This window comes from Bradyrhizobium sp. USDA 4449, assembly GCF_054056275.1.
Genome location: NZ_JBSRYD010000001.1, coordinates 1,398,782 through 1,422,616, shown reverse-complemented (window position 1 = coordinate 1,422,616; position 23,835 = coordinate 1,398,782). Strand labels below are relative to the sequence as shown.

General features: G+C 64.3%; 25 protein-coding genes. 16 read left to right on the top strand and 9 right to left on the bottom strand.

The features are described from left to right. Positions 1–66 precede the first annotated feature (66 nt). Positions 67–666, bottom strand: a complete 600-nt coding sequence (locus ACVIIW_RS06775) for a PadR family transcriptional regulator (protein WP_456700038.1) — start codon at positions 664–666, stop codon at positions 67–69. A gap of 175 nt (positions 667–841) precedes the next feature. On the opposite strand from ACVIIW_RS06775, the gene ACVIIW_RS06770 reads away from it, so the two are divergent. From ACVIIW_RS06770 to ACVIIW_RS06755, 4 genes are read left to right on the top strand one after another with little or no spacing between them, the layout of a single operon-like run. Next, positions 842–1,225 (top strand): nuclear transport factor 2 family protein, encoded by a 384-nt coding sequence (locus tag ACVIIW_RS06770; protein ID WP_456700037.1) that lies wholly within the window; start codon positions 842–844, stop codon positions 1,223–1,225. A gap of 19 nt (positions 1,226–1,244) precedes the next feature. Then, on the top strand, positions 1,245–3,035 hold the full coding sequence (locus ACVIIW_RS06765) for an acyl-CoA dehydrogenase C-terminal domain-containing protein (protein WP_456700036.1): 1,791 nt from the start codon (positions 1,245–1,247) through the stop codon (positions 3,033–3,035). Between the two features lie 48 nt (positions 3,036–3,083). After that, on the top strand, positions 3,084–4,292 hold the full coding sequence (locus ACVIIW_RS06760) for an acetyl-CoA C-acetyltransferase (protein ID WP_456700035.1): 1,209 nt from the start codon (positions 3,084–3,086) through the stop codon (positions 4,290–4,292). Positions 4,293–4,310: 18 nt separating this feature from the next. Next, the gene (locus ACVIIW_RS06755) at positions 4,311–6,524 is read left to right on the top strand and encodes an FAD-dependent oxidoreductase (RefSeq protein WP_456700034.1); all 2,214 of its coding nucleotides are present in this window, start codon (positions 4,311–4,313) and stop codon (positions 6,522–6,524) included. Positions 6,525–6,628: 104 nt separating this feature from the next. Here ACVIIW_RS06755 and gstA read toward each other — a convergent pair whose 3' ends face one another. Next, positions 6,629–7,243 carry a glutathione transferase GstA gene (gene gstA / locus ACVIIW_RS06750; RefSeq protein ID WP_456700033.1) on the bottom strand — a complete coding sequence of 205 codons (615 nt, stop codon included), beginning with the start codon at positions 7,241–7,243 and terminating at the stop codon, positions 6,629–6,631. Positions 7,244–7,369: 126 nt separating this feature from the next. Here gstA and ACVIIW_RS06745 point away from each other — a divergent pair, with 126 nt between their 5' ends. The 3 genes from ACVIIW_RS06745 to ACVIIW_RS06735 all read left to right on the top strand — a co-directional run bounded on the left by ACVIIW_RS06745 (position 7,370) and on the right by ACVIIW_RS06735 (position 10,048). After that, entirely contained in the window at positions 7,370–7,867 is a 498-nt protein-coding gene (locus ACVIIW_RS06745) for a MarR family winged helix-turn-helix transcriptional regulator (RefSeq protein ID WP_092238175.1), read from the top strand. Between the two features lie 99 nt (positions 7,868–7,966). Beyond that, positions 7,967–9,337, top strand: coding sequence for a glutamate--cysteine ligase (locus tag ACVIIW_RS06740; protein WP_456700032.1), 1,371 nt, complete (start codon positions 7,967–7,969; stop codon positions 9,335–9,337). A 132-nt stretch (positions 9,338–9,469) separates the two neighbouring features. Further along, the gene (locus tag ACVIIW_RS06735) at positions 9,470–10,048 is read left to right on the top strand and encodes a PAN domain-containing protein (protein WP_456700031.1); all 579 of its coding nucleotides are present in this window, start codon (positions 9,470–9,472) and stop codon (positions 10,046–10,048) included. A 7-nt stretch (positions 10,049–10,055) separates the two neighbouring features. On the opposite strand, the gene ACVIIW_RS06730 is transcribed toward ACVIIW_RS06735, so the two are convergent. The 5 genes from ACVIIW_RS06730 to ACVIIW_RS06710 form a co-directional block, all read right to left on the bottom strand. Beyond that, positions 10,056–10,622, bottom strand: coding sequence for a nucleotidyltransferase family protein (locus tag ACVIIW_RS06730; RefSeq protein ID WP_456700030.1), 567 nt, complete (start codon positions 10,620–10,622; stop codon positions 10,056–10,058). A gap of 8 nt (positions 10,623–10,630) precedes the next feature. Beyond that, positions 10,631–10,978 carry an MmcQ/YjbR family DNA-binding protein gene (locus ACVIIW_RS06725; RefSeq protein ID WP_456700029.1) on the bottom strand — a complete coding sequence of 116 codons (348 nt, stop codon included), beginning with the start codon at positions 10,976–10,978 and terminating at the stop codon, positions 10,631–10,633. 10 nt (positions 10,979–10,988) lie between these two features. Then, complete coding sequence (lepB, locus tag ACVIIW_RS06720; RefSeq protein ID WP_456700028.1) at positions 10,989–11,768, bottom strand: signal peptidase I; 780 nt, start codon at positions 11,766–11,768, stop codon at positions 10,989–10,991. After that, positions 11,765–13,192 carry a metalloprotease TldD gene (gene tldD / locus ACVIIW_RS06715; RefSeq protein ID WP_456700027.1) on the bottom strand — a complete coding sequence of 476 codons (1,428 nt, stop codon included), beginning with the start codon at positions 13,190–13,192 and terminating at the stop codon, positions 11,765–11,767. The genes lepB and tldD overlap by 4 nt, the downstream gene beginning before the upstream one ends. A gap of 110 nt (positions 13,193–13,302) precedes the next feature. Then, complete coding sequence (locus tag ACVIIW_RS06710; protein ID WP_456700026.1) at positions 13,303–13,863, bottom strand: invasion associated locus B family protein; 561 nt, start codon at positions 13,861–13,863, stop codon at positions 13,303–13,305. 432 nt (positions 13,864–14,295) lie between these two features. Between ACVIIW_RS06710 and coxB the strand changes: the two genes are divergently transcribed. The 9 genes from coxB (at position 14,296) to ACVIIW_RS06665 (ending at position 21,417) form a co-directional block, all read left to right on the top strand. Continuing rightward, positions 14,296–15,150, top strand: a complete 855-nt coding sequence (gene coxB / locus ACVIIW_RS06705; RefSeq protein ID WP_456700025.1) for a cytochrome c oxidase subunit II — start codon at positions 14,296–14,298, stop codon at positions 15,148–15,150. Between the two features lie 86 nt (positions 15,151–15,236). Beyond that, the gene (gene ctaD, locus ACVIIW_RS06700) at positions 15,237–16,865 is read left to right on the top strand and encodes a cytochrome c oxidase subunit I (RefSeq protein ID WP_456700024.1); all 1,629 of its coding nucleotides are present in this window, start codon (positions 15,237–15,239) and stop codon (positions 16,863–16,865) included. Between the two features lie 64 nt (positions 16,866–16,929). Further along, positions 16,930–17,874, top strand: a complete 945-nt coding sequence (locus tag ACVIIW_RS06695; protein ID WP_456700023.1) for a heme o synthase — start codon at positions 16,930–16,932, stop codon at positions 17,872–17,874. Between the two features lie 7 nt (positions 17,875–17,881). Next, positions 17,882–18,046, top strand: a complete 165-nt coding sequence (locus ACVIIW_RS06690) for a CoxF protein (protein ID WP_148754405.1) — start codon at positions 17,882–17,884, stop codon at positions 18,044–18,046. A gap of 5 nt (positions 18,047–18,051) precedes the next feature. Further along, a complete protein-coding gene (locus ACVIIW_RS06685; RefSeq protein WP_456700022.1) occupies positions 18,052–18,708 on the top strand; it encodes a cytochrome c oxidase assembly protein in 657 nt (218 codons plus the stop codon). 64 nt (positions 18,709–18,772) lie between these two features. Next, on the top strand, positions 18,773–19,669 hold the full coding sequence (locus ACVIIW_RS06680) for a cytochrome c oxidase subunit 3 (protein ID WP_092238211.1): 897 nt from the start codon (positions 18,773–18,775) through the stop codon (positions 19,667–19,669). A 98-nt stretch (positions 19,670–19,767) separates the two neighbouring features. Further along, positions 19,768–20,181: a DUF983 domain-containing protein gene (locus ACVIIW_RS06675; RefSeq protein WP_456700021.1), complete on the top strand. Its 414-nt coding sequence runs from the start codon at positions 19,768–19,770 to the stop codon at positions 20,179–20,181. Further along, a complete protein-coding gene (locus ACVIIW_RS06670; protein ID WP_456700020.1) occupies positions 20,178–20,942 on the top strand; it encodes an SURF1 family protein in 765 nt (254 codons plus the stop codon). Before ACVIIW_RS06675 ends, ACVIIW_RS06670 begins: the two co-directional genes overlap by 4 nt. Positions 20,943–21,051: 109 nt before the next feature. Beyond that, positions 21,052–21,417: a nuclear transport factor 2 family protein gene (locus tag ACVIIW_RS06665; protein ID WP_456700019.1), complete on the top strand. Its 366-nt coding sequence runs from the start codon at positions 21,052–21,054 to the stop codon at positions 21,415–21,417. On the opposite strand, the gene ACVIIW_RS06660 is transcribed toward ACVIIW_RS06665, so the two are convergent. After that, positions 21,414–22,367 (bottom strand): IS481 family transposase, encoded by a 954-nt coding sequence (locus ACVIIW_RS06660; protein ID WP_456699844.1) that lies wholly within the window; start codon positions 22,365–22,367, stop codon positions 21,414–21,416. The two genes, ACVIIW_RS06665 and ACVIIW_RS06660, sit on opposite strands and share 4 nt — an antisense overlap. A gap of 84 nt (positions 22,368–22,451) precedes the next feature. Next, complete coding sequence (locus ACVIIW_RS06655; protein WP_456700018.1) at positions 22,452–23,789, bottom strand: histidine kinase; 1,338 nt, start codon at positions 23,787–23,789, stop codon at positions 22,452–22,454. Positions 23,790–23,835: the final 46 nt, after the last annotated feature.

Below are 23,835 nucleotides of genomic sequence, written 5' to 3'. Positions count from 1 at the left end.
GCATCGCCCAGGACGCGCGACCTCTCCCCGCAAGCGGGAGAGGTGAGGGCCAATGCCGATGCCGATCTAACCCTTCTCGCGCTTGCCGTCATCCAGCGGCACCACCGTGCCGGTCCCCTTATCCTTGCCTGACATCGCCGACAACGCCTCGAGCGCCTCCTCGCAGAAATCGGCAACCAACTGCTCATGCCGCGCGCCGAGGCGAAGCAGCAGCAGGTTGCCGAGGTCGAGCACGCTCGATGCCGTGCCGTCGGGGAAACGCTTTTTCAGAATACGGGCGTAGTTCTCGTGCCGGTCGCGGTGATGCTCCAGGCGGTCCATCAGATCGGTGCGGATCGGCTCGATGTCGATGCTGTCGAGCGCATGCAGCCGCACCAGCAGATCGTCCTTGATCGAAGGCGGCGTGCTCGGTCGCGCGGCCCAGTGCTGCAGCGCTGTTCGGCCTTCGGGAGTGAGCGTATAGATGAGCTTGTTGGGTTTGCCTGATTGCACGACCTCGCGGCCCTGGATGTAGCCGCGGTCGCGCAGCTTGGACAGCTCGCGGTAGATTTGCTGGTGGTCGGCCTTCCAGAAGAAGCCGACGGAGGAGTCGAACGTCTTGGCGAGTTCGTAGCCCGTCATCGGACGTTCGGTGAGGCATGCGAGGATCGCGTCGCCCAGTGCCATGTGACCTTCCTCCCTGACCTTCTCGCCGAACCGGCTTGACTTTATGCGCATCGGCGCATATGCGTCAATGTGCATATGAGGTGGGCGAGAGACCCCCCGCGAAACAGGCCCATCGCGCTACTGTGCATGGGGTTGTTTCCGCGTTTTGCCAAAGCTGTTTGGGAGGCACCTGACAATGACCGGCCTCGACTCCTGGTACGCTTACATGAAGTCCCACGATCGCACGGCACTGTGGGACCTGCTGCATCCCGAGGCCGTGTTCGAGAGCCCCGTCGTGCACTCGCCGCAGCGCGGGCGCGACATCACCTTCAAATATCTCGCCAGCGCCGACAAGGTGCTCGGCGGTCCCGGGTTCACCTATGTCGGCGAGTGGACCAGCGCCAACGGCGCCGTGCTCGAATTCAAGACCATGATCGACGGCATCGAGATCAACGGCGTCGACATCATCAGCTTCGATGCCGAGGGACGCATCACCAACTTCAAGGTGATGGTGCGTCCGCTCAAGGCCATCAACATGCTGCACCGCCTGATGGCGGAGCAGCTCGCCGCCCAATCCTAGAGAACTCCGGGAGACCGCCATGCCGATCTACAAAGCCCCCGTCGAAGACGTGAACTTCCTGCTCAACGACGTCTTCCAGATCGACCGCTACGACAATCTCGCCGGCTTCTCCGATGCCTCGAGCGACGTGCGCGAGGCGATCCTGGGCGAAGCCGCCAAGCTCGCAGAGGAGGTTCTGCAGCCGCTCAACCGGGTCGGCGATCTCGAAGGCTGCAAACGCGCCGATGACGGCAGCGTCACCACGCCGAAGGGTTTCAAGGACGCCTTCAGGCAGGTCGCCGAGGGCGGCTGGCTCGGTCTGTCGGCACCGACCGAGTTCGGCGGCCAGGGCCTTCCGGTGACGCTCTCGCAGGCGGTCAACGAGTTCCAGATCTCCGCCAACATGGCGTTCTCGATGTATGGCGGTCTCACCATGGGCGCGACCGCGGCGCTGATCGTTCATGGCTCGCCGGAGCAGAAGCAGACCTACGTGCCGAAGATGGTCGCCGGCGAATGGACCGGCACCATGAACCTGACCGAGCCGCATTGCGGCACCGATCTCGGCATGCTTCGCACCAAGGCCGTGCGCCAGGCCGACGGCAGCTTCCGGATCACCGGCACCAAGATCTTCATCTCCGCCGGCGAGCATGACCTGGCTTCCAACATCATCCACCTCGTGCTCGCCCGCATCGAGGGCGCGCCTGCCGGCATCAAGGGTGTGTCGCTGTTCGTGGTGCCGAAATTCCTGGTCAACGCCGATGGTTCGGTCGGTGCCCGCAATGGCGTCGTCTGTGGTTCGATCGAGCACAAGATGGGCATCCACGGCAACTCCACTTGCGTGATGAACTACGACAACGCGACCGGCTGGCTGATCGGCGAAGAGAACAAGGGCATGCAGGGCATGTTCGTGATGATGAACGAGGCCCGCCTCGGCGTCGCCGTGCAGGGCCTCGCGCAATCGGAGGTCGCCTACCAGAACGCGGTTGCCTATGCCCGCGAACGCATCCAGGGCCGTTCGCTCACCGGCGTGAAGGCGCCGGACAAGCCGGCCGATCCGATCATCGTGCATCCCGACGTGCGCCGCACGCTGCTCTCGATCCGCGCCTTCAACGAGGCCGCGCGCGCCTTCGTGATGTGGACCGCCCTGAAGAGCGACGTCGCCCATCGCTCCGACGATCCGAAGGACAGGCAGGCCGCGGACGATCACATGGGCCTGATGACGCCGGTGCTGAAGGGCTTCCTCACCGACTACGGCTTCGCCAACGCGGTGCAGGCGCAGCAGATGTACGGCGGCCACGGCTACATCGCCGAGCAAGGCATGGAGCAGTTCGTGCGTGATGCGCGCATCGCGATGATCTACGAGGGCGCCAACGGCATCCAGGCGCTCGACCTCGTCGGCCGCAAGCTGCCGCGCGACGGCGGCCGCGCCATCATGGCGTTCTTCGGCGAGGTCATGACCTTCGCCAAGGAAAACGGCGGCGACGAGGCGCTCAAGCCCTTCATCACCCCGCTCTCGACCTCGCTCGGCCATCTCCAGCAGGCCACGACGTGGCTGATGCAGAACGCGATGGCGAAGCCCGACAATGCCGGCGCTGCCGCGACCGATTACCTGCATCTTTTCGGTTTCGTCGCCCTCGGCTACATGTGGGCGAAGATGGCCAAGGTGACCCAAGCCAAGATTGCCGCCAGCGGCGCGACGCCCTATCTCTCCACCAAGCTCGTCACCGGCCGCTTCTTCATGGAGCGGATGCTGCCGGAGACCGCGGCCAATCTCGCGCGCATTCAGTCCGGCTGCGCCACCATCATGGAATTGCCTGCGGAAGCGTTCTGAGCCAGCTTCCGCGCTAACGAAATTCGACCAACAGATCAGGAGGGCATCATGCCTGAGGCATTCATCTACGATCACGTTCGCACCCCGCGCGGCCGCGGCAAGTCGGACGGCGCCCTGCACGAAGTCACCGCGCTCGCGCTCGCCACCGTGCCGCTGAAGGCGCTGAAGGACCGCAATCATCTGCCGGAAGATTCCGTCGACGACGTCGTGCTCGGCGTGGTCGATCCGGTCGGCGAAGCCGGCAGCGACATCGCTCGCTTCGCCGCGCTGAAGGCGGGTCTCGGTGAAGCCGTGCCCGGCGTGCAGATCAGCCGTTTCTGCGCCTCTGGCCTCGATGCCGTGAATTTTGCCGCCGCGCAGGTGATGAGCGGCCAGCATGAGTTGGTGATCGGCGGCGGCGCCGAATCGATGAGCCGCGTCGGCATCGGCGCCTCCGGCGGTGCCTGGCCGATGGATCCGTCGATGGCGGTCCCCGCTTACTTCATGCCGCAGGGCGTCTCGGCCGATCTGATCGCCACCAAATACGGCTTCTCGCGCGACGACGTCGATGCCTATGCGGTGCAGAGCCAGCAGCGCGCGGGCAAGGCGTGGGACGAAGGTCGCTTCAACAAGTCGGTCGTGCCGGTGAAGGACATCAACGGCCTCACCATTCTCGCCAAGGACGAGCATATGCGGCCCTCGACGACGATGCAGTCGCTGGCGCAGCTGCAGCCGTCGTTCACGATGATGGCGCAGATGGGCGGCTTCGACGGCGTCGCCGTGCAGTCGCATCCGGAGATCGAGCGCATCAACTACGTGCACCACGCCGGCAACTCCTCGGGCATCGTCGACGGTGCCGGCGCGGTGCTGCTCGGCAGCAAGGAGGCGGGCGCGAAGTACGGCCTGAAGCCGCGCGCAAAGATCCGCGCGTTTGCCAATGTCGGCTCGGAGCCGGCGATGATGCTGACCGGCCCGGTCGACGTCACCGAAAAGCTGTTCGCCCGCTCGGGCATGAAGAAGTCGGACATCGACCTGTTCGAGCTCAACGAGGCCTTCGCCTCGGTCGTGCTGCGCTACATCCAGGCCTTCGACATCGACAACGCCAAGATCAACGTCAATGGCGGCGCGATCGCGCTCGGCCATCCGCTCGGCGCGACCGGCGCGATGATCCTCGGCACCGTGCTCGACGAGCTGGAGCGCACCAACAAGTCCACCGCTCTGGTCACGCTGTGCATCGGCGGCGGCATGGGCACCGCGACCATCATCGAGCGCGTCTAAGGGTAGGGAGCAACCAACATGGCTTACAAGAACTTTGCGGTTGAGACCGATTCCGACGGCATCGCGCTCGTCACCTGGGATATCCCGGGACGTTCGATGAACGTGCTCGACGAGACCTCGACCAGCGAGCTCGACGCGATCGTCAAGGAGACCACGGCCGACGCCGCGGTCAAGGGCGTCGTCATCACCTCGGCGAAGGAAGCGTTCTGCGCCGGTGCTGACCTCTCCATGCTCGAAGGCATGAACCAGGCCTACGCAAAGGTCTTCAAGGAGCAGGGTGAGACCGCCGCGAACCAGATGCTGTTCGAGCAGAGCCGCCGCTTCTCCCAGGTGCTGCGCTCGATCGAGACCTCAGGCAAGCCGTGGGCGGCCGCGATCAACGGGCTCGCGCTGGGCGGCGGTTTCGAGATCACGCTGTGCTGCCACTATCGCGTGGCCGCGGAGAACCCCAAGACGCGTCTCGGCCTGCCCGAGGTCAAGGTCGGCCTGTTCCCGGGCGCGGGCGGCACGCAGCGCGTGCCGCGCCTGGTGCCACCGCAGGACGCGATGACGATCCTGCTCAAGGGCGATCCCGTTACGATCGAGAAGGCGAAGGCGCTGAATTTGATCCACGCCGTCGTTCCGGCTGCCGAGTTGATCAAGGCCGCCAAGGACTGGATCAAGGGCGGCGGCAGGGCCGTCGCGCCCTGGGACGAGAAGGGCTTCAGGCTCCCGGGCGGCCCGGTGTTCTCCAAGGCCGGCATGATGATGTTCCCGGCCGGCAACGCGATCTACCGCCGCGAGACCTACGACAACTATCCGGCCGCACGGGCGATCATGAGCTGCGTCTATGAAGGCTTGCAGTTGCCGATCGACGCGGCGCTGCGCGTCGAATCGCGCTACTTCACCTCGGTGCTGCGTTCGAAGGAAGCGGCCGCGATGATCCGCAGCCTGTTCCTCTCGATGCAGGAGCTGAACAAGGGCGCGCGCCGTCCGAAGGACGTGCCGCCGACGAAGGTCAAGAAGATCGCCGTGATCGGTGCCGGCTTCATGGGCGCGAGCGTCGGCTACGTCTCGGCCCGCGCCGGCCTCGACGTCGTGCTGATCGATCGCGACCAGGAGAGCGCGGACAAGGGCAAGGCCCATGCGCGGAAGGTGATCGAGGACCAGATCAAGAAGGGCCGCGCCAAGCCAGATGATGCCGAGAAGCTGCTTGCGCACATCACCCCGACCGCGGACTACGCCGCGCTCAAGGACGTCGACCTCGTGATCGAGGCCGTGTTCGAGGACCGCAGGGTCAAGGCCGACACCTTCGCCAAGGCCCAGGAATACCTGAAACCGGACGTGATCTTCGCGTCGAACACCTCGACGCTGCCGATCACGTCGCTGGCGGAGAGCTTCAAGGATCAGGGCAAGTTCGTCGGCATCCACTTCTTCTCACCGGTCGAGAAGATGATGCTGGTCGAGATCATCAAGGGCAAGAACACCGGCGATCTCGCGCTCGCGACCGCGCTCGACTACGTCCGCCACATCGGCAAGACGCCGATCGTGGTGAACGATAGCCGCGGCTTCTTCGCCAACCGCTGCGTCGGCCGCTACGTCGCCGAGGGCAACGAGATGTTCCTCGAAGGCGTGCCGCCCGCGATGATCGAGAACTGCGCCAAGATGGCCGGTATGCCCGTCGGTCCGCTCTCGCTGTCGGATGAAGTCGCGCTCGACCTCGGTCTGAAGATCATGAAGGCGACGGAAGCCGATCTCGGCCCCAACGCCGTCAATCCCGATCAGAAGAAGCTGATGGTCGAGATGGTCGAGAACCAGGGCCGCCTCGGCCGCAAGAACAGCAAGGGTTTTTACGACTATCCCGAGAAGGGCAAGGGCTCGAAGAGCCTGTGGCCGGGCCTGTCGGCCTTGCAGCCGAAGCAGCTCGATCCTGACACGCTCGACGTCGAGGAGCTGAAGCAACGCTTCCTGGTGGTGCAGGCCGTGGAAGCCGCGCGCACGGTTGAGGATCACGTCATCACCGATCCGCGCGAGGCGGATGTCGGCTCGATCCTCGGCTTCGGCTTCGCGCCGTTCACCGGCGGCACGCTGTCCTACATCGACTTCATGGGCACGAAGAAGTTCGTCGAGCTCTGCCACAAGCTCGAAGCCAAGTACGGCTCGCGCTTCACGCCGCCGAAGCTGCTGGAGGAGATGGCGGCGAAGGGCGAGACCTTCTACGGCCGCTTCGCGCCGAAGAAGGCGGCAGCTTAAGGCACTTGTAGCCCGGATTTCGCTGCGCTCCATCCGGGCTGCGCAGAAAACCAAAAAGGCCGGATCGTCGATCCGGCCTTTCGCATCTTCCGTCCGACACGGGCTTACTTCGCCTGCGCCAGCCCTTCCTTCGTCAACGCCTCCTGCACCTTCGGCCGGGCCGCCACGCGGGCCTTATAGGCGGTGAGGTTCGGCATCGCGGAGAGGTCGAACTTCATCCGGTCGGCCCAGGTCAGCATCGTGAAGAGATAACCGTCGGCGACCGAGAACTGCTTGCCCATGAGGTAGTCCTTGCCGGCGAGCTGGCTGTCGATGTGCTTCAGCTTGCCCATGACGCGGTCCTTGAAGAACGCCTTGGCGTCGTCGTTCAGGGCCGGCGCGAACAGCGGGCCAAAGCTCTTGTGCACCTCGGAGGTCAGGAAGTTCAGCCATTCGAGCAGCTTGTAGCGCTCGGAACTGTCGCGCGCGGGGGCGAGTGCCTTGGCCGGGGCCTTGTCGGCGATCATCTGGACAATGACCGGGCCTTCGGTCACGATCTCGCCGCTGTCGAGGCCCAGCGCGGGGACCTGACCCTTGGGATTGACCTTCAGATAGTCTTCGCCGTTCTCGAGCTTCTTGGCCCGGAGATCGACCTTGACCAGCTCATACGGCAAGTCGGCCTCCAGGAGCGCGATATGGGGGGACAGCGAGCACGCACCGGGCGCGTAATACAGTTTCATGGAATTTTCTCCTCTTGACGCTTGGTTAGGGCGAAAGAACGCCTACATGCATCTGCATGCAATAGTCAAGATTGATGCAGGTGCATTGAGTAGGGTAAGAAGCGGACGACGACTTTGAGCGGGACCATGAAACGCAAACCATCGACTGAGGCAACCAGTGCCTGGATCCGTCTGATGCGGGTGCAGAGCCGTGTGCTTGACTGTGTCGAACAGGACCTGAAGAAGGCCGGGTTCCCGCCGCTGGCATGGTACGATGCGCTGCTCGAATTGTCGCGCGCGCCGAGCGGAGAGCTGCGCCCGGTGGAGCTCGAGCGGCAAATGCTGATCCCGCAATACTCCACCTCGCGCCTGATCGACCGCCTGGTCGACGAGGGGCTCGCATGCCGGCGCGAATGCAAGATCGACAAGCGTGGTCAATTCGTCGAGATCACCGAGGCCGGCCGCGAGTTGCAGAAGCGGATGTGGGGCGCCTACTCGGCTGCGATCGAGAAATACGTCGGCTCGAAACTCTCCGATGCCGATGCGGTCAAGCTCAGCGGTCTGCTCGACCGGCTGGGCTGCTCGTGCGGCGAGATGAAGCTGCCGCCCGTAGTCAACGTCACCGAACCTTCGCCGTCGCGATGATCGCGCGGCAAACCAGCACGTCTGCGCGCCCGGTGGGTTCGCGGACCATCCCCGCCACCCGCGCGCATTCGATCGAAGCGCTTTTGATTAGAGTTTGATATGGCGCGAGACCAGATCGATATGACGCCGCTGCAATCGCGCGACGAGCTCGTGGCGTGGTTCGAGGCCGGCAGCAAGGACCCGTCGGAATTCCGCATGGGTACCGAGCACGAGAAGACGCCGTTCACGCTCGAAGGCCATCGGCCGGTGCCCTACGAGGGCGCACGCGGCATCGGCGCGCTGCTCGAGGGCATGAAGCTCCTGCTCGGCTGGGAGCCGATCATGGAGAGGGGCAACATCATCGGGCTCTACGACGTCACCGGCGGCGGTGCGATTTCGCTCGAGCCAGGTGGACAGTTCGAACTGTCCGGCGCGCCGGTCGAGAACGTGCACCAGACCCAGAGCGAGCTGATGGCGCACCTGGCGCAGGTGCGCGAGATCGCGACCCCGCTGGGCATCGGCTTCCTTGGTCTCGGCATGACGCCCTCCTGGTCGCGCGCCGACATCCCTGTCATGCCCAAGGGCCGCTACAAGATCATGAGCAATTACATGCCGAAGGTCGGCCAATACGGCCTCGACATGATGTACCGGACCTGCACGGTGCAGACCAATCTCGACTTCTCCTCCGAAGCCGACATGGTCAAGAAGCTGCGCGTCTCGCTGGCGCTGCAGCCCGTCGCGACCGCATTGTTTGCCAATTCGCCGTTCACCGAGGGCAAGCCGAACGGCTTCCTGTCCTTCCGCTCGGAGATCTGGCGCGACACCGACAATGCGCGCGCCGGCATGATGCCCTGGGCATTCGAGGACGGCATGGGTTTCGAGCGTTATGTCGACTACGCGCTCGACGTGCCCATGTATTTCGTCAAACGCGGTGAAGACTACATTGATGTGTCGGGCTCCTCGTTCCGCGCCTTCTTCGAGGGCCGCAACAACAACCTTCCCGGCGAGCGTCCGACGTTGTCGGACTGGGCCAACCATCTCTCCACGATCTTCCCCGAGGTACGGCTGAAGCGCTATCTCGAGATGCGTGGCGCCGATGGCGGGCCATGGGGCCGGCTCCCGGCGCTGTCGGCGTTCTGGGTCGGACTGCTCTATGACGACGTGTCGCTCGATGCCGCCTGGGACATCGTGAAGCACTGGACCGCGCCTGAGCGTCAGGCGTTACGCGACGACGTGCCTCGCTTTGGCTTCAAGGCGCGGATCAAGGACCGCTATCTGTTCGAGATCGCCAAGGAGTGCCTCGTTCTCGCACATGCAGGCTTGCGCCGTCGGGGCCGCATCGACGCGATCGGCCGCGACGAAACGCGGCATCTGGAGCCGCTCGATCGCATCATCGATTGCGGCCGGACTCCGGCCGAAGAGATGCTCGAGAAGTTCAACGGCGCCTGGCAAGGCTCGGTGGAACCTGCCTACGCCGAATATGCGTTCTAGAACCATTTCCGTTCCGACAGGAACGGAGGCCAATGATCGGGATTTCGGCCGTTCATCGCCCGTACAGGTTTGCGGCGATCAAATGTCCGGCCGAAAAACCTGAGCGCCGTCAATAACTCGAAAGCTGTTCCGATGGGGAAGGGCCGCCTGTCCAGGGCCGTCATGGCCAAGGTCTTGGCAAGCGTCGTGGCCTGCGTCACGCTGCTGTCGCTCGTATTTGCGAGCGTACCCGCGCACGCCCAGACGGCGTTCGACCGGCCCGGCGGCGATTATTTCAACACGCCCGTCACGTCGGGCGATCCCGAGGATTGCGCGCTGCTCTGCGAGCGCGATCGCCGCTGCCGTGCGTGGAGCTTCAGCTATCCTGATATCGACGGCGCCGCGGCGGTGTGCTGGCTCAAGAACACCGTGCCGCCGCGACAGCCCGCCAATTGCTGCATCTCCGGGGTGCGCGGTGCCGGTGTGATCGAGCCACGCGTCGAGGGCGTCGAGACCTCGATCGACCGTCCGGGGGGCGATTTGCGCAATTTCGACCTGAAGGACGGCGAAGGCGAGGAAGCCTGCAAGGCCGCCTGCACCGCCGACAACAAGTGCCGGGCCTTCACCTATGCCCGTCCCGGCTATACCGGGCGCGAGGCGCGCTGCTTTCTGAAAAAGGAAATCAAGCCGCCGCGGCGGAAAGCCGGGTTCACGTCTGGCGTGGTGAGGTAGGCCAGGATCACGGCGCCGCAATCACCGTGAGCTCCGGCCACAGCGCTTTCCATCGCTCGGCTTTCAAGGCGTAATTCGCGGCGGAGAAATTCGGGCCCGGATTGGGACGCACAATCAGCCCTGCGACGTCATCCAAGCCGTGCGGTGCATAGACGTCGAAACCGTCGTCCGTGCGCCTCACGCCCACTTGCGTATTCTGCGTCAGGAAGCGGTCGATGCCGTCAGTCGAGCGCGACAGGGGCGGATAGGGCAGGCCGTGCTTGGCTGGATACCACAGATGCACGCGTGCCTGATTGCGGGTCTCGATTTTGGCGTCGACATGATCGAGCCGTCCTTGCAACTGGCGGATCACAACGTCCTCCGCGTCCCAGGACGTGTCAGGGTCGAAATAGAAGACGTCGTAATCGGCAATGCCGTGATCGACGGCGCGCTTCGTGAGTACGTTCCACACGGTTTGCACCAGGCATCCCGAGACCAGCCAAGCGTCGGGGAGCGCGAGCCGGTGGAGTTCATCGATGATTGCGAGGTTGACCGGGTTCTTCAGAGCCAGCGCGAGGAAGCGAGCCTCGTCCATGGCATCAGTCACGCGCCGATACGCGCATCATAGTCCGCCCGCGCGGCCTTCGACGCGAGAGCGCGCCAGCGCCGGCGGAGAAGCGGCTCTACGATCGCGCGCTTCGCCTTGGACAGGCGGATCAGCACGATCGGATGGTCGGCGTAATGATCGGTGAAATAGAAAATCTGCGGCTGGCTCCCGACCAGCATCGCGCGCTCGTCGATCGGGACATCAGGCACGATCAGGCTGTCGCCATCCTCCTTCAGGCGCGTCAGCATCGTCTTGCGCACCTTCAGCGCGGGCGTGCCGTAGGACGTGCCGTCGTCCACCTCCGGCCACGTCAGCGCAAATTTTCTGACGTCGTCGAAGGTCATGGCAGCACGCTCAGTGCACGGCAGTGAAGAACCGCGCGAGGCGGAAGCCGGAAAGCCAGGTCCAGACCGGCTGGCTGCGCATGCCGAGATCCCAGGAGCCGAGCACGGCGTCGGCACGGCCGACCAGATTGTCGACAGGCAGCAGGCCGACGCCGCCGGAGCGCAGCGGCACGCGGCTGTCAGCCGAGTTGTCCCTGTTATCGCCGAGCACGAACAGATGCCCTGGAGGCACGGTCACTTCCGGCGTGTTGTCCAGCGGCCCGTTGTCGCGCATCTTGAAGATCAGATGCTTGACGCCGTTCGGCAATGTCTCGACGTAGCGGTAGGCAGGCTCGCTGCTGCCATTGTCGTCCTCGGCGGCGCCAACGCCATCCGGCTTCAATTCGGCAGGACGATCGTTGATGAAGAGCTGACCCTGTCGCATCTGGATGCGGTCACCGGGCAAGCCCACGACGCGCTTGACCCAGGCCTGCGAACGATCGCCGGGCCAGCGGAACACCACGACATCGCCTTGCTTCGGCATCTCCGCGAACACACGGCCGGTTTCCGGCAGGTTGATCTGGATTGGCAGCGACGAGGTGCCGTAGCCATAGGGGAATTTCGAGGCGAGCAGCGCGTCGCCGATCAGCAGCGTCGGCTCCATCGAGCCCGACGGCACGTAGAACGGCTCGGCCAGCGCGCCCTTGGCGATAAAGACGGCGGCGACGATGCCGGCGAGCTGCATGAGCTGTCCGGCCCAGCCGCTGCTCTTCCGCTTGGTGCTGACGGTTGCTTTGTCTTCCACGCTCATGCGCCTGTTCCACCCACCGTAATGCGTTCCATCAGAAGCGACGGCTGGCCGACGCCGACAGGCACGCCCTGACCGTTCTTGCCACAGGTGCCGATGCCGCTATCGAGCGCGAGATCGGTGCCGATCATGCGGATGCGATGCAGGTCGGTCGGCCCGTTGCCGATCAGCATGGCGCCCTTCAGGGGCGCACCGATCTTGCCGTTCTCGATCTTGTAGGCCTCGGTGCACTGGAACACGTATTTGCCCGAGGTAATGTCGACCTGTCCGCCGCCGAAATTCGCGGCAAACACGCCGTTCTTCACCGACGCGAGAATCTCGGCCGGGTCGCGGTCGCCCGCGAGCATGTAGGTGTTGGTCATGCGCGGCATCGGCACATGGGCATAGCCCTGGCGGCGGCCGTTGCCGGTCGGCTTCATGTTCATCAACCGCGCGTTCTGACGGTCCTGCATGTAGCCGACCAGGATGCCGTCCTCGATCAGCACGGTGCGATTGGTCGGGGTGCCCTCGTCGTCGATCGAGAGCGAGCCGCGGCGCGAGGCAATGGTGCCGTCGTCGACCACGGTGACGCCCTTGGCCGCGACCTGCTGGCCCATCAGGCCGGCAAACGCAGAGGTCTTCTTGCGGTTGAAGTCGCCCTCGAGACCGTGGCCGACCGCTTCATGCAGCATTACGCCCGGCCAGCCGGCGCCGAGCACGACGTCCATCTCGCCCGCAGGGGCGGGTATCGATTCGAGATTGACCAGCGCCTCGCGCAGCGCGCCGTCGGCGGCGTCGCGCCAGTTCTTGCTTTCGATGAATTCGGCATAGCCGGCGCGGCCGCCATAGCCCTTGCTGCCGCTCTCCTGGCGGTCACCCTGGCCGGCCACGACGGAGATGTTGACGCGCACCAGCGGGCGGATGTCGCGATAGCTCTCGCCGTCGGGCCGCAGGATCTCGACCACCTGCCAGGTCGCGCCCAGGCTGACGCTGACCTGTCGCACCCGCGGATCCTTGTCGCGCAAATACGCGTCGATCTCGGCGAGCAGCTTGACTTTGGTCTCGAAGCCCGGGGCATCGAGCGGGTTGTCGTCACCATAAAGCCGAACGTTGGTATGCGCTGGCGGCGCCGCGAAGCTGCCGGAATAACCGCCGCGCACGGCCGCGACCGCATCGGCGGCGCGAATCAGCGCCGGCAGCGACACGTCGGAGGAATGCGCATAGCCGACCGCATCGTCCTTGACGGCGCGCAGGCCGAACCCTTGCGAGGTGTCGTAGGTCGCCTGCTTCAGCCGCCCATTGTCGAACATCAGCGCTTCGGTCTGGCTGTATTCCAGAAACAATTCGCCGTCGTCGGCGCCGGCAAGGCCGCGCGCGACCTCGTTGCGAACCTGGTCACGGTCGAGATTGGCGCGGTCGAGCAGGGAGGTCGTGGCGGGGTTGGTCATGCGTCCGTCCATTATCGGGGGATGTGAGGCAAGATAATGGTTTCAGACCCGTTCCGCGAGAGCGCGACGCCTCACATTACGGAAACAATAGGTTCGCCGCGGGCCTGACCCTACGGCAGCTTGTCGTAGCCCTCGCCGAGGCCGTTCAGGCTGAGCGGGAAGCCGATGCCCTCTTCGGGCGTCTCGAAGATGATGAAGGTTGCGGTCTTGGCGCTGCGGAGCTGGCCCAGCAACTTGTCGTCCATGACGACCTCGGCGACGCAGCCATTGGGCAGGCAGCGGACGAAGCCGGCGCGGCCGACGTCCTGGTTGTCGAGCTTCAGGCCAAGGCCGGAGGGCAGCAGGACGCCCAGGGGAGCGACCACCCGCATCAGGCGGCTCTTCTGGTCGGCGGTCTTGAGCACGATCACGGTGAGGCCGGCATTGGAGCGGTCTTCCGCCACCACGCTCTGGATCAGGGCGCATTGCTCGGCCTGGGCACCCGGCGGGGTGTCGCAGCGGATCTGCCAGTCGCCATGGACGGAGCGCACCGCGCCCTGCGCATGGGCGAGGCTTGGCAGGAAAAGGCCGGGCAAGGCAAGGAAAACTGCGACAGCCAGGAGGCCGACCAGGTTCCTGAGGCGGTCAGCCGGCCCTAGAACCGATCCTGCCATGCATCTCGAATGCCCCATCGGGGTCGGTCCCTCCGCTCGCTCGCGCTGGACTGATACGGGAATGACGGCGTCTTGAAGGCAATTCACTAGCAAATTCCGCGCGGCCTTGGCTGCATGGTCGCCACGAATCAGGTTCCTGCGCGGCCCTGCGCCTGTGCCTACAGCGGGCAATCCGGCTGTCAAGCGGCGGCATCCCGGGAAGCGGTATTTTTGTCTGATGTTGCTTGGAGATATGTTGCGGGTCATGGCTCACAGAGGGGCCGAAGACTGCATTGCGATAGATCAAGAATTATGATTTGAGAGGCTTGATTTCGGCGTTCTAGCGATCCGGCCCGAATTCCTCCTTGAGGTATTCTTGCGCGGCGGTTGTCAGGCGGGCGGATCGAATAAGCGTTTCCCGCAAACAGGGGGGCGCACTTGGGGTGATTTCGTAAGGGGAGCGCGAACGGCATGAGGATGTCGATGAGTCGGGTGGGCCGGCAATTGCTGGGATTGGCCACCATCGCCTTGGTGGCGACTGGCATCACGCTGGTGACGGGCGGCACGGCATTCGCCGAGCTCGGGCAGCCGGCGCCGTGGGAATGGCACCTGCAGGGCTCGGGTTCCCCGGTGATGGACAACATCGTCTCGTTCCACAATTTCCTGTCCTACCTGATCATCGCGATCACGCTGTTCGTCCTGGCGCTGCTCGTGATCGTCGTCGTGAAATTCAACGCGAGGGCCAATCCGGTGCCGTCGCGGACCACCCACAACACGCTGATCGAGGTGGTGTGGACCTTGGTGCCGGTGCTGATCCTGGTCGGCATCGCGGTGCCGTCGTTCCGGCTGCTGTTCCTCGAGCTCGACGTGCCGAAAGCGGATCTGACCATCAAGGCGACCGGCAAGCAGTGGTATTGGTCCTACGCCTATCCCGACAACGGCAAGTTCGAGTTCGACTCGCTGATGGCCCAGGACAAGCAGCCCCGCCTGCTCGGCGTCGACAACGAGATGGTGGTGCCGGTCAACAAGGTGATTCGCGTTCAGGTCACCGGCGCCGACGTCATCCATGCGTTCGCGCTGCCGGCCTTCGGCGTCAAGATCGACGCCATTCCGGGGCGTCTGAACGAGACCTGGTTCAAGGCCACCAAGACCGGCATGTTCTACGGCCAGTGCTCGGAGCTCTGCGGCAAGGACCACGCCTTCATGCCGATCGCGATTCGCGTCGTGAACGACCAGGAGTTCGCCTCCTGGGTTGAATCGGCGAAGAAGAAATATGCGAGCGGCGGCACCAGCACCTTCGCCTCCGCGGCCGGCCCGACGCAGTAGGCGCCGGGCGACGGCTCAAGGGACTGAAAGCGACATAAAGGGCGGGACCTCCAGGGGTCCGAACGGACGCAAGGCAGGATTTGAAAATGGCAACCAGCGCAGCGGCACACGGCGATCACGCGCAAGACCACGGACATGATCACGAGCACGCCCATCCGACCGGATGGCGGCGTTACGTCTATTCGACCAATCACAAGGACATCGGCACGATGTACCTGATCTTCGCGGTCATCGCCGGCATCATCGGTGCCGCGATGTCGATCGCGATCCGTGCCGAGTTGATGTATCCGGGCGTGCAGATTTTCCACGAAACGCACACCTATAACGTGTTCGTGACGTCTCACGGCCTGATCATGATCTTCTTCATGGTCATGCCGGCGATGATCGGCGGCTTCGGCAACTGGTTCGTGCCGCTGATGATCGGCGCGCCGGACATGGCGTTCCCGCGCATGAACAACATCTCGTTCTGGCTGCTGCCGGCTTCCTTCGCGCTGCTCCTGCTGTCGTCCTTCGTCGAGGGCGAGCCGGGAGCCAACGGCGTCGGCACCGGCTGGACCATGTATGTGCCGCTGTCGAGCTCGGGCCATCCCGGTCCTGCGGTCGACTTCGCGATTCTCTCGCTCCATCTGGCGGGTGCCTCGTCGATCCTCGGCGCCATCAACTTCATCACCACGATCTTCAACATGCGCGCGCCGGGCATGACCCTGCACAAGATGCCGCTGTTCGTGTGGTCGATCCTGGTGACGGTGTTCCTGCTGCTCTTGTCGCTGCCGGTGCTCGCCGGTGCGATCACCATGCTGCTCACCGACCGTAATTTCGGCACCACCTTCTTCGCCCCCGACGGCGGCGGCGACCCGGTGCTGTTCCAGCATCTGTTCTGGTTCTTCGGTCACCCCGAGGTGTACATCCTGATCCTGCCGGGCTTCGGCATGGTCAGCCAGATCGTCTCGACCTTCTCGCGCAAGCCCGTGTTCGGCTATCTCGGCATGGCCTACGCCATGGTCGCGATCGGCGGCATCGGCTTCGTGGTGTGGGCGCACCACATGTACACGGTCGGCATGTCGAGCGCGACGCAGGCCTATTTCGTCGCCGCGACGATGGTCATTGCTGTGCCGACCGGCGTGAAGATCTTCTCCTGGATCGCCACGATGTGGGGCGGCTCGATTGAATTCCGCGCGCCGATGATCTGGGCGGTGGGCTTCATCTTCCTGTTCACCGTCGGTGGCGTCACCGGCGTCGTGCTGGCGAACGCCGGTGTCGACCGCGTGCTGCAGGAGACCTACTACGTCGTCGCGCACTTCCACTACGTGCTGTCGCTCGGCGCCGTGTTCGCGATCTTCGCCGGCTGGTACTACTGGTTCCCGAAGATGACGGGCTACATGTACAACGAGACGCTGGCCAAGGCGCATTTCTGGGTCACCTTCATCGGCGTCAACCTGGTGTTCTTCCCGCAGCACTTCCTCGGCCTGTCGGGCATGCCGCGCCGCTATGTCGACTATCCGGATGCGTTCGCCGGCTGGAACCTGATCTCGTCGATCGGCTCCTACATCTCCGGCTTCGGCGTGCTGATCTTCCTATACTGCGTGCTCGATGCCTTCATGAAGAAGGTGCCCGCGGGCGACAATCCCTGGGGTGCGGGTGCCACCACGCTGGAATGGACGCTGTCCTCGCCGCCGCCCTTCCACCAGTTCGAAGTGCTGCCTCGCGTGCAGTAAGCAAGGAGACTCCGCGGCGTCCGAGACGGGCGCCGCGGCTCTGCAACGAAACGAGTAGGTTTAAGTGTCCGTCCTCGATCAGAACGCCATCGACATCAATCCCCGCATCTCCGAGGCGGAGGTTGGCGACTATCTCGCGCTGCTCAAGCCGCGGGTGATGTCGCTGGTGATCTTCACCGCGCTGGTCGGGATGGCGATGGCGCCGGGGCACTTCCACTGGGTTCTGGCGATCACCTCACTGCTCTGCATCGCCGTCGGCGCCGGCGCCTCGGGCGCGCTCAACATGGCGCTCGAGGGCGATATCGACTCCAAGATGTCGCGAACCGCGAACCGTCCGATCCCGCGCGGCCGCATCACCCGTCCCGAGGCGATGGCGTTCGGCATGACCCTCGCCTTCTTCTCGGTGATGACGCTCGGCATTCTCGTGAACTGGATCGCGGGCGCGCTGCTTGCCTTCAACATCTTCTTCTACGTCGTGATCTACACGATCGGCCTGAAGCGCTGGACCGCGCAGAACATCGTAATCGGCGGCGCTGCCGGCGCGCTGCCGCCGGTGGTCGCCTGGGCTGCCGTGACAGGCACGGTCGACGTCGAGCCGCTGCTGTTGTTCGCGATCATCTTCTTCTGGACGCCGCCGCACTTCTGGGCGCTGGCGCTGTTCCGCTCCGACGACTATGCCCGCGCCGGCATTCCGATGCTGCCCAACGTCGCCGGCCCGGACGCGACCCGTCTCCAGATCCTGCTGTACACCATCGTGCTGATCGCGGTCGCCGCTGCGCCCTGGGCGCTCGGTTATTTCGATGCCCTCTACGGCATCGTCTCGCTGATCCTCGGTGCCGGCATGCTTGTGCTCGCGATCAACGTCTATATCCGTCGCGAACGCAGCCAGTCGCTGCGCGCGACGCGAAAGCTGTTTGCCTTCTCGATCCTGTATCTGTTCGCGCTGTTCGCGACCTTGCTGGCCGAGGTCGTGTTCCGGGCGGTTGCTCCGATGGCATGGGGCGCATGAGGCAGGGATGGCTGACAAACCCGAGCCAGATGGAATCGTCCTCACCGAGGCGCAGAAGAAGAGCCGTCGTCAGCGCTCGATCGCAATCGCGCTCGCCCTCGGCGTCCTCGTCATCCTTTTCTTCGCCGTCACCATGGTCAAGGGCCCGGCGGTTCTAGTTCGCCCGATGTGACAGAGATGGATCAGAAGCCGACCATATCGCAGGATCAGAGCCGAACCGACGGGAAGGGCCGTTCAGGGGGCTTGGGCCGCGATGTGCTGGTCGCCTCGATCTGCGGCGGCGTGGTCGCGTTGATGGTCGGCGCGTCCTACGCCGCGGTGCCGTTCTACAACTGGTTCTGCCGCGCCACCGGCTTCAACGGAACGACCCAGGTCGCAACCTCGGCGCCTGCCACCGGTCCGATCGCCCGCAAGATCGCGGTCCGTTTCGATTCCAACGTCGCGCCGGGCCTGCCCTGGAAGTTCGTGCCTGAGCAGACCGAGATCGAGGTCAATATCGGCCAGGTCACGACCATCTATTATACCGTGACCAACCAGGCCGCCCGCACCACCTCCGGCCAGGCCGCCTATAACGTCGCGCCGCTGACGGTCGGGTCCTATTTCGAGAAGATCAACTGCTTCTGCTTCTCCGAGCAGACCATGGCGCCCGGCGAGAAGCGCGAGATGCCCGTGGTGTTCTATGTCGATCCGTCGATCGTCGACGATCACGACAATGACGGGCTGAGCACGATCACGCTGTCCTACACGTTCTATCCGGTGAAGGATCCGGTGGTGAAGCCGCTCGCATCCGGTGACGACGACAAACGCAAGGGTAATCTCCAGCCGCCGGGTTGACGCTCAGGGGCTGGAATAAGGGGATAAGTGCCTGACAGGCACGGGATTGAGGAGACAGACCGCAATGGCTACCGCGCAAGGCAAGCATCACGACTACCATCTGGTCGATCCCTCCCCGTGGCCGGCGGTCGGCTCCGTCTCGGCCTTCATCATGGCGCTCGGTGCGATCTCCTGGATGCACCACATGTACGCGGCCGCGCCGATCGTGTTCGGTGTCGGCACCGTCGGCGTGCTGTACACCATGGCGAGCTGGTGGGGCGACGTGATCAAGGAAGCCCAATACAAGGGCGATCACACCCGCGTCGTGCAGCTGCATCACCGCTATGGCATGATCCTGTTCATCGCCTCCGAGGTGATGTTCTTCGTCGCCTGGTTCTGGGCCTATTTCAACGCAGCGCTGTTCCCGGCCGATGCCGTCCATGCCACCCGGGATGCCGTGTTCGGCTGCGGCCTCGGCACCGCGCCCGGCGCCTGCTCGGTGCCCGGCACCTGGCCTCCTCACGGCATCGAAACCTTCGATCCCTGGCATCTGCCGCTGCTCAACACGCTGATCCTGCTCACGTCGGGCACCACCGTCACCTGGGCACATCACGCCCTGCTCGAGAATGACCGTCAGGGCCTGAAATACGGCCTGATCCTCACCATCCTGCTGGGGGCGACCTTCACCTGCGTGCAGGCCTATGAGTACAGCCACGCTGCTTTCTCGTTCGCCGGCAACGTCTACGGCGGGACCTTCTTCATGGCGACCGGCTTCCACGGCTTCCACGTGCTGGTCGGCACCATCTTCCTGATCGTCTGCCTGGCGCGCGCCTATGCCGGCCACTTCACGCCGAAGCAGCACCTCGGCTTCGAATTCGCCGCCTGGTATTGGCACTTCGTCGACGTGGTCTGGCTGTTCCTGTTCCTGTGCATCTATGTCTGGGGACATGGTGCCGAGACCATGGCCCACGGCGCGCACTAGGGTCGCGACGGATCGATCTGGAAAGGGCGGCCGCAGGGCCGCCCTTTCGCTTTCCAGCGCCAGAGGCCCCGGCCAAAACTGTGATAGAAGTGTGCGTCATGAGCGAAACTGCCGGCCCCCCTGAACCAAAGCCGACTGCCGAGCCAACTGTCCTGCAAAGCGCGCTGCGCGGGCTCGCCTGCAAATGCCCGCGCTGCGGCGCGGGCAAGCTCTATGCGGGCTTCTTGACTCTCGCGCCGTCCTGCGACCGCTGCGGTCTCGACTACGCCTTCATCGATGCCGGCGACGGCCCGGCGATCTTCATCATCATGCTGGCCGGCGCGATCGTGGTCGGCTGCGCGCTCGTCGTCGAGGTCAAATATCAGCCGCCGTTCTGGCTGCACGCCGTGCTGTGGTTGCCGCTGATTCTCGCGACGACGCTGCTGCCGCTACGCGCCATGAAATCGCTGCTGATCGCGCTGCAATTCCATCACAAGGCGGCACCCGGCCGGCTGGTCGACCGCGCGAAATGAACGAGGCTGCGCGCACGCCCCGCGTGGCCGGCTTCGCGCTGTTCACGCTCCTGCTGACCGCGACTTTCGTGGCGCTCGGAGTCTGGCAATTGCAGCGCCGCACCGCCAAGCACGAGCTGGTCGCCGCGCTCACCGAGCGCCTCGCGGAACCGCCGGTCGCGCTGCCGCCGCCTGCGCAATGGGCCACGCTGACGCCCGCGCGCGACGAATTTCGCCGTGTCAGCTTCACCGCAACCTATGCAGCGATGCCGGATGCGATGGTCTATTCCTCCGGCTCCGCCGTGCGCAAGGATGCATCCACTCCGGGCACCTGGGCCTTCCTGCCGGCGCGGCTGCCGAGCGGCGAGATGGTCGTGATCGATGCGGGTTTCGTCGAGAACACGATGCAGGATCGCAGCGTCGAGGATCGCGCGGTGAAGAAGCTCGTCACCGGCGCCCCCGTCGTGCTCACCGGCTATCTTCGTTTTCCCGAAGCACCAAGCTGGCTCACGCCGGCGGCGAACCGGGACAAGCGGCTGTGGTTCGTGCGCGATCATCCGGCGATCGCAAGCGCGCTGGGCTGGGGTGCGGTGGCGCCGTTCTACGTGGATCTCGAGCAGCCGGTGCCCGAGAACGGCATTCCGCGTCCGGGGCCGCTCGATGTGCATCTGAAGGACGATCATCTGCAATATGCCGTCACGTGGTTCTTGCTTGCCGGCGCTGTGCTGGTCGCATTCGGCGTCTGGCTGAAGGGACGTCGGCACACGTACGCAAATCGGTAGGTTCCGGGCAGGACCCGGAATCGCCCGGGGTTTATTATTCAGTCCATATTCACGAGGGTGGCATTAAGCCGCGTCTCGCCTTGTTCTCGCGGCAACAGGATTGCTGGCCTTGCGCGATTTCGATCAGATGGGACTCGTCGTCGATTGGGTGGATGCCTGCCGCAAAGGCGCCCTCGCGACGCTGCTCGACCTCTATGCCGATGACGGCGAGGTGGAATGCATGTGCAACGGCACGCATCTCTATCGTGGCCGGCGCGAGCTCGAGACGTATTGGGGACCGAAGCTCAGCGCCTTCTCCTCGGTGGGCTTCGGCCTCGAGGAAATCCATCCTGCGCAGAACGGCATCGATCTCGAATATTCGGTCGCCGGCGCGTTGCGCGTCCGCGCCTCGTTTCGCTTCAGTGCGGAAGGCAAAATCTACAGCACGGTGTGCGAGCCGGCCGAGCAGGGATCGCACGATTGCGCGGCGTGCTAGCTGTGGAATCTCAACAGGTCGTCCTCCGGGATGGCGAGGCGGCTGATCGGTGGTTTGGCGTGCAGGCTGCCGTGCGAGCGGTGCCAGTTATAGTGATGAAGCCAGATTGGCAGATCGTTGGCTCGCTGGTCTGAGGTTTCGTAGGCGCGAGCATAGGCCCACTCGCGTAGCGCCGTTTGGATGAACCGCTCGGCCTTGCCGTTTGTTTGCGGCCTGTAGGGCCGGGTGAAGATGTGTTTGAGGCCGAGCCTTTTACAGGCCTTGGCAAACGCTTTGGCACGATAGCAAGAGCCGTTGTCGGTCATGATGCCCGTGACCTTTATGCCGAGTCCCTGGAAGTACGAGACGACGTTGTTGAGGAAGGCGATGGCGCTCTCCTTCTTCTCGTCGGGTCGGATCTGAGAGAAGGCCACGCGCGATGCATCGTCGATCGCGACGTGGACGAACTCGTGACCCGCGCCGCGGCTTTCACCCTTCTGGCGATCGTGCGTGATGCGGTGGCCAGGCCTGACGAACCTCCCGAGCTTCTTGATATCGATATGGATGAGCTCGCCGGGATGCTCGCGCTCATAGCGCCGCACCGGCTCGGCCGGCTCCAGATCGCGCATCCGGCTCAATCCCAAGCGACGAAGGATGCGGCTGACAGTGGCCCGTGACACCTTGACCTCGGCTGCAATCTGCTTGCCGGTGTGACGCTCCCGGCGCAACCTCTCGACGACGGCACGCGTGGCAGGCGGGATTTGGCTTGGCGATGAAAGGGGTCTGGAGGAGCGATCGCGCATCCCCTCCGCACCTTCTGCGCGGAACCGCTTGACCCATTTGGCGACGGTCTTCGGCGTCGTGTTGAACTGATAGGCCGCGTCGGCCTGGTTCAGCCCACCTTCCACCACGCTTCGGGCCATCGCCTCTCGACCTTTGGGCGTCAAAGGCGCATTCTTGTGGACGTTCATCTGGTCTCTCCCTGGAACACTGAAGCTTCGCAACCTCAGCTTCCTCGGTTCAGACCAGATGGACAACCTCCTGAGACACCAAAGCTAGCCGGATATCGGGTTCCGGGCTTCGCCGAGCGGAAGGCTACAGCGCACGTAGGTCCGTTCTTCCGCGCGCAGAAGTGATAGCGATCCGCTCAGCGCGCGCACACGTTCATGCATGCCGGTCAGGCCGCGGCCAAAGACATTGTCGGCCGGAAAGCCGCCACCGTCGTCGGAAACCTCCACCGCAACCGCATCGCCTGATATCGCCGCCGCCACATGGACGTTCCGTGCTCCCGCGTGACGCAGCACGTTGGTCAAGGCCTCCTGGATCACGCGGTAGATGGTCTGGGCCAGCGGCCCCTCGATCTCGTCGATTGCCGGATCGATCGTCGCGGTGAGGCCGATATGCGGCGCCTGCCTGCGAAAATTGCTGAGCAGCGTCTGCACGCTCCCCTCGAGCCCCAATTCCGCGATGTAGAGCGGCCGCAACCGGTCGAGAATGCGACGGTTGGTCGACTGCAGTGTCTCGATCGATCGCATCACCTCCTGCGCGGAATTGCCGAGATGTCCTGCTTGCGCCGAGCCTTCGCTCAACGCGATCGTGCCGGCGCGGATGCTGAACAACAAAGGTCCGAGCTCGTCATGCAGCTCGCGCGCGAGATCGCGCCGCTCATCGTCCTGGAGCGACACAAGTCGGTGCAAGAGATTGCGATTGTCCTGGCTCAATTGCGCGAGCGTCATGGCCAGCGCATTGGCCTCCTCGCAGGCTTGCCGGATTTCCGGCGGCCCCGCGACAGGAATCGGCGTCGTATAATCGCCACGCCGGATGCGGGTCAGGCCTGCGCCGAGATTCTGCAGGGGGCCCAGCGCCGATGTCGCAAACAGATAGGCGATCGTTCCGGTCAGCAGCATCAGCAGGGCGATCAGGCTCATCAGCGCCAGAAAGCCGATCCATTTCTCGAACAGGTCGGCCGACAGGTCGGGGATGAACACGATGTCGCCGACGGGCTTGTCATCGATGAGGACCGGAGACGCCGCCTCCATGGCGGGGATGCCGATCAGGTCCACGAACCATCGGGGCACGCCATGCACCTCGTGCAGGCCCTCCTTCATCGAAGGCGGGGGACCCGCTTGTAAGGGACGGAATTGGATATCGGAGGAGGTGCTCAAGGAACTGACGAATGCGTCGAGCATCTTCCGTGGATTGTCTGACGTCCTCAGAGTGCTGTTGAGCGCGACAGCGACGGCCCGCGCCGAACGTCCGCCAGGTTCGCTCTCGTCTGCCAGCTGGCCTGTCGCAAACGCTTGCAACAGCACGCCGCCCATGGCCAGCGCGGCCAGAAAGCTGAGGCCGAGCGGAAGAAACAGCCGGGTTCTGAACGAGAGTCGTTGCCACATTAGGTCAATTCTAACGTGCATTGGCGGATTTCTCTCTTTCCATTTG